Annotated in this window: 13 protein-coding genes and 5 pseudogenes; 9 read left to right on the forward strand and 9 right to left on the reverse strand. The window is 65.5% G+C overall.

Annotated elements, in window-relative coordinates; translation table 11 throughout:
• Positions 1-638: 638 nt before the first annotated feature.
• The 5 genes and pseudogenes from AAHG09_RS30880 (at position 639) to AAHG09_RS30900 (ending at position 3,916) form a co-directional block, all read left to right on the forward strand.
• Positions 639-872, forward strand: coding sequence for a helix-turn-helix domain-containing protein (locus AAHG09_RS30880; protein ID WP_342112027.1), 234 nt, complete (start codon positions 639-641; stop codon positions 870-872).
• Positions 869-1,183, forward strand: coding sequence for a hypothetical protein (locus AAHG09_RS30885; RefSeq protein ID WP_342112029.1), 315 nt, complete (start codon positions 869-871; stop codon positions 1,181-1,183). Before AAHG09_RS30880 ends, AAHG09_RS30885 begins: the two co-directional genes overlap by 4 nt.
• Before the next feature lie 181 nt (positions 1,184-1,364).
• Positions 1,365-1,865: pseudogene (locus tag AAHG09_RS30890) on the forward strand (hypothetical protein); the annotation flags it as partial.
• A 344-nt stretch (positions 1,866-2,209) separates the two neighbouring features.
• A complete protein-coding gene (locus AAHG09_RS30895; RefSeq protein ID WP_342112031.1) occupies positions 2,210-3,289 on the forward strand; it encodes a molybdopterin-dependent oxidoreductase in 1,080 nt (359 codons plus the stop codon).
• Positions 3,290-3,502: 213 nt separating this feature from the next.
• Entirely contained in the window at positions 3,503-3,916 is a 414-nt protein-coding gene (locus AAHG09_RS30900; protein WP_342112033.1) for an ester cyclase, read from the forward strand.
• Between the two features lie 110 nt (positions 3,917-4,026).
• Here AAHG09_RS30900 and AAHG09_RS30905 read toward each other — a convergent pair.
• The 6 genes and pseudogenes from AAHG09_RS30905 to AAHG09_RS30930 form a co-directional block, all read right to left on the reverse strand.
• Positions 4,027-4,596, reverse strand: a pseudogene (locus AAHG09_RS30905) (type 1 glutamine amidotransferase domain-containing protein).
• A gap of 54 nt (positions 4,597-4,650) precedes the next feature.
• Complete coding sequence (locus AAHG09_RS30910) at positions 4,651-5,733, reverse strand: catalase family protein (RefSeq protein WP_342112046.1); 1,083 nt, start codon at positions 5,731-5,733, stop codon at positions 4,651-4,653.
• Between the two features lie 305 nt (positions 5,734-6,038).
• Complete coding sequence (locus AAHG09_RS30915; protein WP_342112035.1) at positions 6,039-6,827, reverse strand: alpha/beta fold hydrolase; 789 nt, start codon at positions 6,825-6,827, stop codon at positions 6,039-6,041.
• A 256-nt stretch (positions 6,828-7,083) separates the two neighbouring features.
• Positions 7,084-8,007, reverse strand: coding sequence for a molybdopterin-dependent oxidoreductase (locus AAHG09_RS30920; RefSeq protein ID WP_342112037.1), 924 nt, complete (start codon positions 8,005-8,007; stop codon positions 7,084-7,086).
• Entirely contained in the window at positions 8,004-8,885 is an 882-nt protein-coding gene (locus tag AAHG09_RS30925; RefSeq protein ID WP_412760115.1) for a cytochrome b/b6 domain-containing protein, read from the reverse strand. Before AAHG09_RS30925 ends, AAHG09_RS30920 begins: the two co-directional genes overlap by 4 nt.
• A gap of 78 nt (positions 8,886-8,963) precedes the next feature.
• Entirely contained in the window at positions 8,964-9,137 is a 174-nt protein-coding gene (locus tag AAHG09_RS30930) for a hypothetical protein (protein WP_342112039.1), read from the reverse strand.
• A gap of 493 nt (positions 9,138-9,630) precedes the next feature.
• Between AAHG09_RS30930 and AAHG09_RS30935 the strand changes: the two are divergent.
• Positions 9,631-10,028: pseudogene (locus tag AAHG09_RS30935) on the forward strand (DUF4113 domain-containing protein); the annotation flags it as partial.
• A 250-nt stretch (positions 10,029-10,278) separates the two neighbouring features.
• Positions 10,279-10,458, forward strand: a pseudogene (locus AAHG09_RS30940) (hypothetical protein); the annotation flags it as partial.
• 157 nt (positions 10,459-10,615) lie between these two features.
• Here the strand turns inward: AAHG09_RS30940 and AAHG09_RS30945 are convergent.
• The gene (locus tag AAHG09_RS30945) at positions 10,616-10,918 is read right to left on the reverse strand and encodes a hypothetical protein (RefSeq protein ID WP_342112052.1); all 303 of its coding nucleotides are present in this window, start codon (positions 10,916-10,918) and stop codon (positions 10,616-10,618) included.
• Between the two features lie 478 nt (positions 10,919-11,396).
• Positions 11,397-12,356, reverse strand: coding sequence for a helix-turn-helix domain-containing protein (locus AAHG09_RS30950; RefSeq protein WP_342112041.1), 960 nt, complete (start codon positions 12,354-12,356; stop codon positions 11,397-11,399).
• 21 nt (positions 12,357-12,377) lie between these two features.
• Here AAHG09_RS30950 and AAHG09_RS30955 point away from each other — a divergent pair, with 21 nt between their 5' ends.
• Complete coding sequence (locus tag AAHG09_RS30955) at positions 12,378-12,944, forward strand: Ros/MucR family transcriptional regulator (protein ID WP_342112043.1); 567 nt, start codon at positions 12,378-12,380, stop codon at positions 12,942-12,944.
• A 40-nt stretch (positions 12,945-12,984) separates the two neighbouring features.
• A complete protein-coding gene (locus AAHG09_RS32025; RefSeq protein WP_412760116.1) occupies positions 12,985-13,236 on the forward strand; it encodes a helix-turn-helix domain-containing protein in 252 nt (83 codons plus the stop codon).
• Between the two features lie 22 nt (positions 13,237-13,258).
• On the opposite strand, the pseudogene AAHG09_RS30960 reads toward AAHG09_RS32025, so the two are convergent.
• Positions 13,259-13,369, reverse strand: a pseudogene (locus AAHG09_RS30960) (IS630 family transposase); the annotation flags it as partial.

The following is a 13,369-nucleotide window of genomic DNA, read 5'->3' on the forward strand; positions in this document are numbered from 1 at the left end:
CGGCGAAGCGGGTGGGCAGGGGCAGCATGGCGGTGTCTCTTGGCGGGGACACCACCAGCCTACCCGCCACGCCCGCTTCGTCACCTCACACCCTCGATCACCCATCAAAATTGGCCAAAGTCGAGCTTAGCCCGTCGACCGAGCAGCCTGTAACCGGGCCATCCTGTTTCGCAACTGCTGAGCCTCTGGCGGTTCCGGCTCTCCGAGCAAGCTAGAGATCCGAGCGCTACAGGCCAGCCACTGCGTCACGGCCCGCTCCCATCTAGCGTGCCCACGGTCCACCCCGATCCGGGTCATGCGCCGAGCCGCGGCACGGCGACGGATGCCGTGCCAGTGGAAAGCCGCCACGAGAACAGCCAACCGGATCGCCTCCCCGAGAGTCGGCGTCTGTCGCGGAAGGCCTGTGGGCATCACTCGTCCTCAAGATCGCGGTCCGTACCGCGCAGCAGGCCAGCCGGGATCTGCGGGCGGCTATGTAGGCCGGCGCGCTCAATCTTGGTCCAGGAGACAGTGCGGTAGGACATGGCGGCCTCGAAACACAAAATTTGTGTATCTCGCCAATTTAATCTTATCTCAATCGCCTGTCAACTCATTTTGTGTAGGTTGACAAAAAATGTGTACCGGTGTAAACTGCCGCTATGTTCGCCCCTGCTCTATCTCGCGCCGCTCGCGGTCTGATCGACTGGTCTCAATCGGACCTCGCCGCGGCATCAGGCGTCAGCCTGTCCACGGTCAGGGATTTTGAGACCAGTAAGCGAACACCGATCTCCAACAATCTGGCTGCGCTTCAGCGTGCCCTTGAGGCCGCAGGCGTCGAGTTCACCAACGGCGGCGAGCCTGGCGTGAAGCTGCGGCGGAAGGATCCGGCGTGACCAGCGAGACCGCATTGTCCGAACACCTGTCCGAGGTCTTGCGCCTCTGCACCTTGCTCTCGGATCGCGCGCTCGACGCGCAGATCACCGGCAGGACGGTACCGGCAGATCACGCTGTCGCCTTGGCGAACGCCGCGCGCCTACTGCAGGATCACGGCGTGGAATGGCCGCCGCTGCTGACGCAGGTGCTGCACGAGCTGGCAGGGTGTCCTGCGGAAACACCGCTGGGACCCGAAGTCGACCCGCTCGACAGCGATCTACAGGGCCTAGCGCGCTTCTTCTCCGGCTTCCGCAAGAAGGATCAATTGTGACTTCCGGCCTGGAATTCATCCCCGAGAACGGCGGCGGCGCTGGGATCCGGTTCCGGGACCGGAGGGGATGATCACGGGACCGCAATTCCTCGCATCACCACGATCCTGAGAGGGCCAATTGATACGCTTAGCGACTACGCCGGCAGATCGACGCCCTGAAGCTAAAGGAAGTAATCCGCCGATGGCGAATGACTACACACTCGCGAAGGCTCTGGCCAGCGTGAGGCGACAGCGTGAGATCCTTGAGGCTGAGTACGAGCGGGTGGGTGGCGAGCTGTCGAAGCTCCACCTCGCTGAGCGGTCGCTTGCGTCGATCGTGGAAGGCACCCCGCTAGATGATGAGGCTGACGATCAGCCCCGGCGGCGGCGCGCTTCTCCTGGCGAGGACCAGCCGCTTGCGAGCCGCGGACCGCGCGGGCCCCGAGCCAACTCCGCGAAGGGGCGATTGAAGGCGCTCCTTGAGGAAACTGGATCCGAGGGCCTGACGCACGCCGAGATCAGCGAGCGCCTGACGGACGTGGCTGCCAACACCCTGAACACTTACCTCAGCGTGATGGCCAACAGCGGCGAGTTGGAGCGGCACGGAGACAAGTACCGCGCGGGTGCTTTTGCAGCAGCCGCACAGGACGAAGAAGCTGCCGAGGATGATCAGGAAGACGGCGAGAGCACCGAGGCTGCTGAGGAAGGCCCCTCGCCCCTCTGCCGCCCTGTAGGACGTGTTTGCTCCTCCAAAGTGGCGAGGCCTATGCAGTTCCCGGGGCCTGTAGCTCAATGGTTAGAGCCGACCGCTCATAACGGTCCGTCCAAACCATGCATCTCTTGGGCAAGACTCAGCTTTTTTCCGGCAGGGCACGAGAAACGGCACGGAAAAGGTCGGTGCTGGCTGGTATTTGCGACGCTTGGCGAAGGCTCGACCAAACAGAGCGATGATGCCGTGCCGCCACCGCCCTGGCCCCTGCATCGCCGGTTGAGCTTTGCCTCCTCCGACGCGTTCACTCCCGTAACCCCACTGGGACGGGAGCCCCGATGTCGAGTCTGACCGAGCGCAAGGCACGCCTGATCGTCCACGGCGACCAGCCCTACAACGCCGAACCGCCCCTCGACCGATTGCGGGCCTCGTACCGGACGCCGGCGAAGTATTTCTACGTCCGCTCGCACGGCAACCTGCCGGACCTCGACGAGGCAGCCTGGCGCTTAACCATCGATGGCCGCACCAGCACCGCGGTTGAGCTGTCGCTATCCGATCTGCGGATCCGCTTCCCGGAAGCCACGGTCACGGCCACGATGCAGTGCGCCGGCAATCGCCGCGCCGACATGCGGGCGGTCGCCCCGGTCTCGGGCGACCCGTGGGATGCCGGAGCCATCGGTACCGCCGAATGGACCGGGGTGCGTCTCGGCGACGTCCTGCGCGAGGCGGGGGTCGCCGAGCACGTGGGCCACCATGTCGCCTTCGAGAGCTACGACATGGTGGAAGGCCGTCCCTACGGCGCCTCGATCCCGCTCGCCAAAGCCATGGCCCCCGAGACCCTGCTGGCCTACGCCATGAACGGTGAAGCCTTGCTCCCCGAGCATGGCTTTCCGGTTCGCGCGGTGGTGCCGGGCTTCGCCGGCGTACGCAGCCCAAAATGGCTCCGGCGCCTAAGCGTCCAGGACCACCCCTCGGACAACCCGATTCAGGCCGGCGACTACAAGCTGTATCCGGCGGACGTGACCGCCGAGGCCGCCGATCCGGCCAAGGGGTACACCATCGATACGATGCCGCTGAACGCCGCGATCTGCGAGCCCGGGGCTGGGGCAACCCTCAAGTCAGGGGGTAATAGGGTCCGCGGCTACGCGGTGAGCGGGGATCGGGCCGTCGTACGCGTCGACGTCTCCGGGAACGGCGGCCGGTCCTGGGTACAGGCCGAGCTCGAACACGAGGCGGACGCTCCGTTCGCCTGGACGTTCTGGAGCACAAACCTCGACTTGCCTACGGGCGAGCATGAACTCGCCGTGCGTGCCTGGGACGAAGCGGGCCAAACGCAGCCGGCAACGTCGAACGAGATCTGGAACCACAAGGGCTACCTGTGCGCCTGCTGGCATCGGGTACGGGTGAACGTCGTCTAGGGACAGGCGACCTGGCCTATCGCCTACCTCCGCCCTCGTGGACGACGTCCCACACAGCGGCCGACCCGGCATCCCGCCACGATCCGACGTGACGCCCGGCGGTCATTCCGACCCTGTCGTGCGCGGCACAGGCAACGTCCGACCTTGGCGGGAGTTTCCCGTGCGTCGAGATACCCGGCGCCGTGTCGCCGCCCCCAAACTGCAAGGAACTCCATGTCCCGTGAGACCAGCGTCCAAGCCACCGAGAAATTCGGCGAGCTCGTCAACGGCGGCCGGTTCGAAGCCTTCCCCGAGGTCGTCGCCCCGGATTGCCACGATCATGACCCGGCGCCGGGCCAGCACATGGGTCCCGAGGGATACCAGATGTTTTTCACGCAGCTTCACTCCGCCTTTCCCGACATGCAGGTCGAGGTGAAGAAGCTCGTCGCCGAGGGGGACAGCGTCGCCTTCGCCTACACGCTCACCGGCACTCACCAGGGCGACTTCAACGGCCACAAGCCGACCGGGAAGGCCATCAAGGTCCGCGGCATGCAGATCGGCCGCTTCGTCGACGGCAAGATGGTCGAGCGGTGGGGTTCCTCCGACGAGCTCGGCATCCTCAAGCAGATCGGCGCCATCGAGGGATGATGAAGCTTCCGCGACGACGTCCCAGCCAAGGGACGTCGTCAAGGCCTGACCCAGGGCGGCCCCTGGACCGCCCCGGACGCTTAAGAACCAACCGCTAGCTGCCCGACTCCTCAGGCGCTCCGGGCCTGGTCGGGATGGCGGCCCTCCGCGAACTCCTCGACAATCTTGGCACAGAAGGCTGGCAGATCCTTTGGGGTACGGCTGGTGACCAGCCCCTTGTCGCAGACGACCTCCTCGTCGACCCAGGTGCCGCCGGCGTTCTCGATGTCGCGGCGAACCGTGGGGTAGGAGGTCAGCGTCCGGCCCTTCACGACGTCCGCCTCGATCAGCGTCCAGGGACCGTGGCAGATGACTCCGACCGGCTTACCCGCGGCGAAGAAGTCCCGAACGAACGCCACGACGTCCTTGCTCGCCCGGAGCTTGTCGGCGCCGACGCAACCGCCGGGGATGACGAGCCCGTCGTAGTCCGCGGCCGATGCCCCTTCGATGGTCCTGTCCACCTTGTAGCGACCGGCGGGATCGAGGTCGTTGTTGACCGTCTAGGCCTCGCCGGCCTCCAGACCGATGACCGTCACGGTCGCCCCGGCCTGCTTCACCGCCTCATGCGGCTTGGCGAACTCCGGCTCCTCGGTGCCACGAGGTGCGATCAGGATCGCGATCTTCTTGCCTTGCAAGCTCATGTCATCACCCTTCTGAATGTCGTCATTCAACGGAGGCGCCGTTCGCGCCGTTCCTCACGCCGGGATGCGGTCGATGCCGGCGGAATCCTCGGCCGCCACGCCGTTCTCGCGGTGGCGGAAGTCGCTCAGCGCCCGGTAGACCTGGAGGCGCGCCCGCATCACCGAACCGAGCGGCTGGTGCGCCGCGAGGCTGTGCGCCGGGCGGAAGGTCATCACCTCGTCGAAGTAGCGCACCCGATCCGGCGAGTAGGCGTCCTGACGCGGCAGGCGCAGCGTCGCCACCGTGCGGTAGGGGCTGACCGAGACCGGCCAGTCGACCGAGGCGTCCTCGATGGGCTGCCGCTCGGCATCCGCCCAAAGCTGCGCCTTCAGCTCGAACACCACCTCGTTCTCCCGGAAGAACGCGACGGTGGCGTGCCGGAAGCCGTCCTCGTCTTGGTGCGGGTCGAGACGCCACTCGGACAGGGCACAATGGCTGTCCGTCGACGGCACGGCCCCGAGCTTGGCCACGTAGTCACCGTAGCGGATAGGTGCCTGGCTGAAATAGCTGTCGCCGAGCGGATGGCTGTAGCGATGGCCGAAGAAATCGGCCATCGCGCTCTCCGTGCCGAAGGCGTGCAGCACCTTGTTGAGGTTGCGTGCGGTCGAGGAGACGGCGCTCTTCACCGCCTCCGGCATACCCGTCGACTTGCCGATGACCGTGCCGTCGCGCAGGAACCCCGCCGCCGTGCCCGAAGGGAAGGTCGTGCCGGTGGCCAGCACGAAGTCCTGAGTGTCGGCGGCGTGGCCGAGCAGCTTCTCGCCCGGCACTTCGAAGACCTTGATGGACATGCCGCGGTGGGTGGACACCCGGTCGCCAAGGGTCTCGCCCGGGCCCTGGGCGAAGCGCACGGCCACGTTGTGCGTGCCCGGCCGTGCGAACAACCCCTGTGCCAGTTCCAGCGGCAGGCCCTCGGAGATGGTCAGTTTCCCCGTCACGCAAGCGGAGCTCTTAGCGTGGCTGGCGCGGACCGCATGATGCTCGCGCTTTTCGACCGTCTGCGACTGCTGGGTCATGCCTTTGATGATGCCGTCAATCGTCTTCTGCTCGTCCGGCGCGGGTTGCTCGATGCCGGGGGCATATCGAAGGTAGGTCATGATCTTCCTCACGGTGATCGGGGAACTGGAGCGGACCGCGGCAGGAGACAGCGCAGCGGACTCGGGGTTCGACGTATTGAGTTGGAAACGGGATCCCGTTCCGAACAGCGAGGGAGCCGCGGGCCATTCCCGGAAGACTTCGCGTCTGTCGAAAGTCTGCCTGAGGTCGGCTTCGAAGCGCTGCTTCGGTTTCGCGGTAATGGAAGACCGGACCATGGACCGGTTGCTGAGCGGAGGCGGCAAGCTCGGCCGAAATGCTTGACGACCCGGGGATGACCACGGGCTCGGGTGTGCGACAAGCCGTTTCAGGGCGCATCCTTCCCGACCGTTTCAAGAATTACGCGCGCCGTCTCGGCAGGCTGATCCCAGTGCGGGAAGTGGCCGCAGCGCTCGAACCAATGCAGATGTGCCGACGGGAATGCCGCCTGGGCGCGTGCAGCCTGGCGCGGCAGCAGAAGGTGGTCTTGGCGGCCCCAGCCTATGGTGACAAGGCCGGGGGTCGTCACCGAACCCTGCTGCAACGGCCCGCGTGCCAGCTCACGCAGCATCGCATCGAACACCGGTGTGGCTGCCAGGCTCTGCAGTTCCTCCACGACAAGCTGCGGTGGCAGCACCCACGGACGGGCCGACAGTTGGGCCAGCAGCAGCGTACGGCTGACGGCGTGGCGCGACAGGCCGGGATGGAATGGCCGTAGCAACCGCACCAGGCGTATCGACGCCGCGAGCGTCCAGTGAAACCAGGGCGTTTCCCATCCGTGCCAGAAACCGCCGGGATCAAGCGCCACGCAGTGCCGACCGATGCCCCGCCGCGCCAGCTCCAGCACCAGCCGCCCCCCTACCGAACTGCCGACAAGGTCCGCTGACGTCAGGTCTTGCGACTGCACGAAGCTGGCGAGGGCGTTCGCATGGGCCTCCATGGTCTGCCGACCCGCGAGCGGTGCCGATCTGCCATGTCCTGGCAGGTCGACCAAGATCAATTCGCGCGAGCCGCGCAATGCGGGCAGGAGCGGATCCCAGGTGCGAAGATTGGACCCCAACCCATGGATCATCAGTAGCGGTCGGCCTTTGCCGAGGCGTTCAAAATGTAGGGACATGACCGCATTGTCCTCTCATTCGCGCTGCAGTCCGAACATTGGTCCGTCGCGGGTTTCGCCCGGCAGGGCATTTCAGCTAGGTCCGCGGGCCGCTCATATCGAACGCACCCAGGCGGCGTCGCCGGTCCGATAGCCAGCCAAACGGCGCGGGCCCGACCCTACTCCGCAGTTTCGCAGGCGGATGCCACCGGAGTTCGACACGAGAGAGCTGCGCGCTCAATGCTCGCAGAAACGTGGACGTCACGTCCGGGCAGACTCAGATGCCGGCGTACCAAGCGTAGCCCTGGTCCTCCCAGTAGCCGCCCTTGCCCCCGCCGATGTGGGCGAAGCTCTCGACCACCTCGATGCGCATCACGTACTTCGCCTGCTTGTAGCCGAGGTTGCGTTCCACCCGCAGGCGAAGCGGGGCGCCGTTCGAGATAGGTAATGCCTGGCCGTTCATGTCGTAGGCGAGGATCGTCTGCGGGTGGAACGCGTCGACCAAGTCGATGCTCTCGTAGTACCTGACAGGTGATCCGCCGCTGGCCGCGGTGTCATCCGACGCCTGCTGTCCGCCGGAGTCCTTCCTGCTCTCGCCGCTGCCCGATTGCTTGGTCATGCTCGGATTAGCGTTGCCGGCGGGTACCTCGTCGGTCCCCTCACCATCTCCTCCGCCTTCGAGCGAATTGCCCTGATCCATGGTGTCGGCGCAGTGGAACACCACGTAGCACGCCTCTGGCTTGAGCTTGGCCCGGGACAAAAGGTCGGCGAGCGGCACCCCGGTCCACTTGCCGATAGCGCTCCAGCCCTCGACACAATCGTGCCGGGTGATCTGGGTGCGGGCGGGAAGCTTGCGGAGCTCGCCCAGGGACAGCTTGAAGGGCGCCTCCACGAGCCCGTCGACCACGAGGTGGTATTTGGCGAACTTGGCCTTCGCGAGGGCCTTGTAGTCCCTGTCCGGCGGATCCCCGGTGCCGTTCGGCTTGAACCACGGCGAGATGTCGGCCTCGGCGTATTCCGGTGCCAGCGTCGCCTCGCGCAGAAGCAGGCGCTGGACGAACATGTTGGCGTCCTCGCCGGTCTTCAGCGTTCGCCGGAACCACTCCGCGTTGCCCAGGCGGTCGCAGCCTCCGAGCATGGCCGCCGCGGCCGTGGCGGAAGCACCCACCAGGAGGGCGCGTCGGTTGGGTGAGCGGCTCATGCCCGGGGCTCTCCGGCAGGGACGGCCGGCTCGACCTTGCGCTCGATCACGAACCAGCCGGTGAGCATGCCGCGCATGTTGTTCCAGAAGCCCGACAGCAGGACCAGGGCGACGTGCACGACCACGAACAGGACCAGCAGGCTCGCCACGACGAAGTGGACCGTGCGGGCCGACTGGCGTCCATCGAAGAGCGTCAGAAGGAAGGGAAAGGCCGCGTTCATCGCCGGCGACATCGCGAGCCCAGCCAGCACCTGCACCGGCAGGAGCACGAACAGCACGATGAGGTAGGTGAGCTTCTGGATGACGTTGTAGCGCTTGGCCTCGTCTCCTTGGGGGAAGCGCAGCGTCAGGTGCTCCCAAATCGAGGCCCCGAAATGCCGGATCTGGTCACGGGACGGGATCACACGGAATCGCAACTGCCCGCTGACCAGACCATAGAGCAGGTAGGCGATGCCGTTCAAGACGAAGGCCCAGGCGAAGAAGAAATGCCAGGAACGGCCGCCGGTAAGGTCCTGGTCACTCGGCAAGGTCGTCCAGGCCGGGAAGCCTCGGTCCGCCGCCTCGCCGTCGGAGCCGACCGATGAACCGAGCCAGCCCGTCGTATCGAATCCATGGCCGAACACCGTCGTCATGCCCTTGGGCGGGTCGTCCTCGGTCTGGGTCATCGCCATGAGCGGCGCGTCGAAGGTCGAGACCTTGCCCCAGTAAAGGGCCGGGTGGGCGTTGAAGATCTGCAGGCCGCTCATCAGCAGGACCAGCAGGCAGATCGCGTTCACCCAGTGGGTGACTCTGATCACGAGGGGATGGCGAAACATCCAGCGGCGGCGCTCGACTTCGCCGGTCTCGGGGGCTGATCGGGTCAGGTAGGTTCGAGCCAAACGGTCTTCCCCATACTCTGGACGGCTAGGGCGGAGGCCCCTGGGTCGGGGCCTCCGGAAGCGCACGGCGCCTTGAAATCACATGCCGCGGTTCATCATCATCCGCTCGCTGCTGGTCATCCGGACCTGGGTGACGTCGGACGGGGCGGCCTGGAGTCCGTTCGGGCCCATCGGGGCGGCCGAGGCGGCGCCGGCACCGAGCGCGAGGCTGCCAAGGACCGAGGCGGCGAGGGCAAGGGTGGTGATCTTCATTCAATGTCTCCTGTACGGGGAAGGAATCGCCTGTCGCACATTGGGAGAAGACAAGGTGCGACCACCAAGTTCCTGAATTGTCAAATAAAAACCTGCCTCCGATGGCGTTGGAACGCACGAAATCGGACGCCGAGGCGGGGCCTCGCGCCACGCCCAGGCCGGGCGTATGGCGACCTGTACGGCGGCGGTCAGACGAAAGTTTCAGACCAGACCGGGAATGCCGACAGCCCCCCAAGGCCGGCGCTCCAGTCGCTGCCGCGGCAGCGGAGAAGCGTCGGATGGTGGCCTACCCCTACCTCCCGGCACCGCTGGTGACCCCTGGGACGGACTCGCTTCGTCGGGTGCCGCGTTACCCTCGGACCCGGCGTTCACACGACCGCCGGCAGGAGGAAGCCATCGTATGTCCGACACGCCCCGCCCAGGCAACGAACCCGCTCCACCCATTGGTGATCCGCCGCCCGGTCCCTCGATCCCTGATGGCGACCCGCCGGTCGACCGCGACCGGCCGAAGCGGTCGGTCTCGACGGTTGTGACCTTGCCCGAGGCGTCGAACGACACCCTTGTGCTGGTGAAGGCCGCCGTCTTCGGCGTGCGCAAGGCCTGGAGGGACGGGTACCGCTACTCGAAGGCCGGCATCGTCACGACCGACCTCGTGCCGCTGGCGGCCTCGCAGCGGGCCTTCCCGGGATTGGGGCAACTAGACCGCGAGCACGGCGCCGCGCTGATGCAGGCGCTGGACGCCTGCAACCGTCGTTTCGGGCGCGGCGCCGTCGTCCCGGGGGCCGCCGGTTTCGCCCCCAAGCGGGAGTGGTCGACCAAGTTCGAAATGCGCTCCCCCCCCCCCGCTACACCACGAGGGTCGACGAGATCCTAGTCGTGCTGGCGGCCTAGCCGGAGGGCCGACCTCGACGTTTCGGACGCTGTGGATCCCGGCGCGCGGCACTTGCTTGCCCGCCCCGGCCAGGACACGGTCACGGCCCTCACGGAGCTGACACCATGATACCCGCCGCCAAGCACTCGTCCGCCTAATCCCCGGAGTGCCGCCGCGTGCCGAGCCTCCGCTTTCCGCGAGGTTCGGATGTCACGCCATCTCTTCGTTTCCGACACCCATTTCGGCCACCGCGCGATCCTCTCGCCGAGGATGCAGAACCCCAGACCGTTCGCCTCCATCAAGGAGCATGACGAGACCCTTGTCGCGAACTGGAACGCCGCCGTTCGGCCGGAGGACACCGTCTGGCATCTCGGCGACTTCTGCTACCGGTGCAGCGAGGACTACGCCCGTTCCATCTTCGGCCGCCTCCGGGGACGCCAGCGCTTACTTGGCGACGTTCGCAAATTCCGGGGGCCTGGATGAGCCAAGCATTGGCCATCTAGGCCGGTTCTCGGGCAAGCTGAGGCCAAGCGAGACAGTTGATAGCCTCATTAAGCATTGAGCGCAGGGTTTGCCCCGCGGATCCAGCCCGCGGGGCGGTGATGTGCTACTTGCCGCTCGGAGCTGCGCCACTTCCGGTCGCCCCATTGCCCGACCCGCTGCCTGCGGGCGCACCGGGCGTACTCACCGGCGGACCGCCGCTGGTGCCGGGACCGGTGCCTGTGCTCATCGTACCCGTGCCCATTGAGCTGCTCCCGCTCCCCATGGACTTCTCGGAGCTGCTCTTAACCGAGCCCGGGTTGTTCATATTGCCCTCGGCGCTGCCGCCACCAGCTGCAGGCTGAGCCAGCGCGGCGCCCGAGGCTGCGAGCGTAAATGCTGCAGCTACAGCGAGTGTCTTCATCGACATGGCGTTTCCTCCAGACAGATCGGTTCGATCGTTCATGGGCTGAACGTCATCATGATCGATATCGTTCAAGCTTCTGTGTGGGACAGCCGCAATCAGCATCATCCTGCTTGCTGCCGGCACTCGGTTCGGCTACCGAAGCTAGCCCGGACAAAGAAAAGGCCACCCCCGAAGGAGCGGCCCGAAGTCTAGGGAGGAAACGCCCTCGGAAGGGCAACAGGACTGCGACGCCATCGCCGTCCCGCATCGCAAACTTAGACCACCGCACCGCAGCAGACAACCACCCGAGGGTTGCAGGTGTGCGCCTCAACGTGGCTACTCCGCCGCCGAGGTGCATATTCAGATCGTACTGTGACTTGTTGGCCATGGGCCGGCGCACGCTGTCCCTGTTCCGCCGCACCGCGTAAGCTCTCAAGAATGCCAACAGCCGAGATGCGGTGGCTAAGCGATGCCAGTCCGTCACGCTGCTCTGTATGGTACGTCACTTCGACGGGATCAGCGCACGCCACCGGTAGGCGCTCGGCGATAGCCCGTAGCGATCTCTGAAGCGCCGACTGAAATGGCTCTGGTTGCTGAACCCGCAACCGTAGGCAAGTGTCCCAAGGTTCACGTGCGCGAAGCCAGGATCTGACAGCCTCTGCGCTGCGACCTCCAACCGCCGCCGCCATATCCAATCAGAGATGTTGCGATCATGCTCGTGAAATAGCGCCTGAAGGTAGCGCAGCGATACGCCGATGGCGGCAGCGAGTCGGGTTGGGTTGAAGCTCGGATCGCCCAGGTTTGCCTCGATATATGCGCTGGCGCGCTGCACGATGAGCGTTGCCTGTAAGTTCTCGGGCGGCTCTTGCGCGAGGCGTTCTGCGATACTGGCGACGATAAGATCGATGCCGATCGAGGCCATACGTGCGTTCATCTCCGGCGTCAGACGCCCATAAGTTCGCACAAGCTCATCAAAGAAAGACGTGACCAGCGATGTCCCAGGCTGATCGGCACCGATCGTCAGGGCGGTGTACCGTCGCGTCGATCCGAGCGCCCGTTCCAGGCTTTCACGCGGCAACTCGATGAACAGCGTCTGCGTATCGGCCTCGGACACCATCGTCGTCGGTCGCCGATCCAGCACTACGATGTCGCCAGGGCGCTGGATCGAGGTACGATCGTCCTGAGCACTGAACACTTGCCCACGCAACGCGATCGCTACGTTCAGGGTGTCCTGCTTGCCATGCCGACGGATCGTGGTCGGCGTGGCTTCGGTGTTGATAGCGCTCTGAGTGATCCGGGTAATGAGCAGAGGGCCGACTTCAGCCGCTTCCAGCACCCCCTGGAATAGCCGCTCACTCGTCGGCGTCAACTCAACAGGCACGATCCGCTCGAACACCGTTTCTCGCCAGCGGCGGAAACTGTTTTTCGGCTTCTCGTCCTCGGTGGAGAACAAAGTCCTCATGCTGTTTGATTGGATGAATGCTTGCTGTTGCGCGCTCAAGCAAACGGTACCACGCACTCAGGCAAGCGCAACGCGACGGATCATCTTATGTTCGGGTTCCAATCCATCAGGAGCCCCAACGTGCCTTTCTCGACTGCGGCCAACCCTTTGTCTCTCACGGAGCTGACGACAGGCATCGTTGCCGCCTACGTGTCGAACAATCCGGTTCCGACCGCGGAGCTGCCGGCCCTGATTGCACGAGTCCACGGGGCGATCAGCGGCCTCGCCTCGGGCCCCCTGCCCACCGAGTCCGGCCCAGCAGCCCGGCCCGAGATCGACCGGCCGAGCCCCGCTCAGATCCGCAAGTCGGTCCGGCCGGACGGGATCGTCAGCTTTATCGACGGCAAGACCTATAAAACGCTCAAGCGCCACCTGACCAGCCACGGACTACACCCTCAGAGCTATCGTGAACGCTACGGTCTGCCGGCGGACTATCCGATGGTCGCTGCCGAGTATGCCGAGCGCCGTTCCGCGCTGGCCAAGACGATCGGCCTGGGCCAGCCCGGCGCCATGGCCGAGCGCACGGCCAATGCTCGTCGCGTCGCCTGATACGGCGTCGGCATCCTCGGCATAGCTTCTGACTAGCACCATGGGCGAAGAAGAGGCGCGGCGGCAGACCCTATTGGGCAATCTGGCCGCGCATGCTGCGCCTGCTAGGCAGCGGTTGTACTTGTCGGTGTGGGATACGGCGCGCTTGGCGGGCCTCACCCTGCAGGCCGTAGAAGCGATCGAACAAGGTAAGGCTTGTATGCTTCCGCCAGCGGTTCTTGCTGAGTTCGCCGCGTTCCTTGGCCTGACAGAGGCTGGATTGCCACGCCCCCGACATCCTGGGATGCGTTAGCCTTATCTAGAGCGGCATCCGATCATGTTGGATCATATGCGTCGTAGCCTGCGGCGGCGAGATACCGGCGGCATTCGGCTGGCGTGAAGCGTCTGAAGGCTCGTCGGATCGTGTCCCAGAGGCCGCTGATCGT

It is taken from the genome of Methylobacterium guangdongense (genome assembly GCF_038442355.1).
In the GTDB taxonomy this organism is placed as follows: domain Bacteria; phylum Pseudomonadota; class Alphaproteobacteria; order Rhizobiales; family Beijerinckiaceae; genus Methylobacterium; species Methylobacterium guangdongense.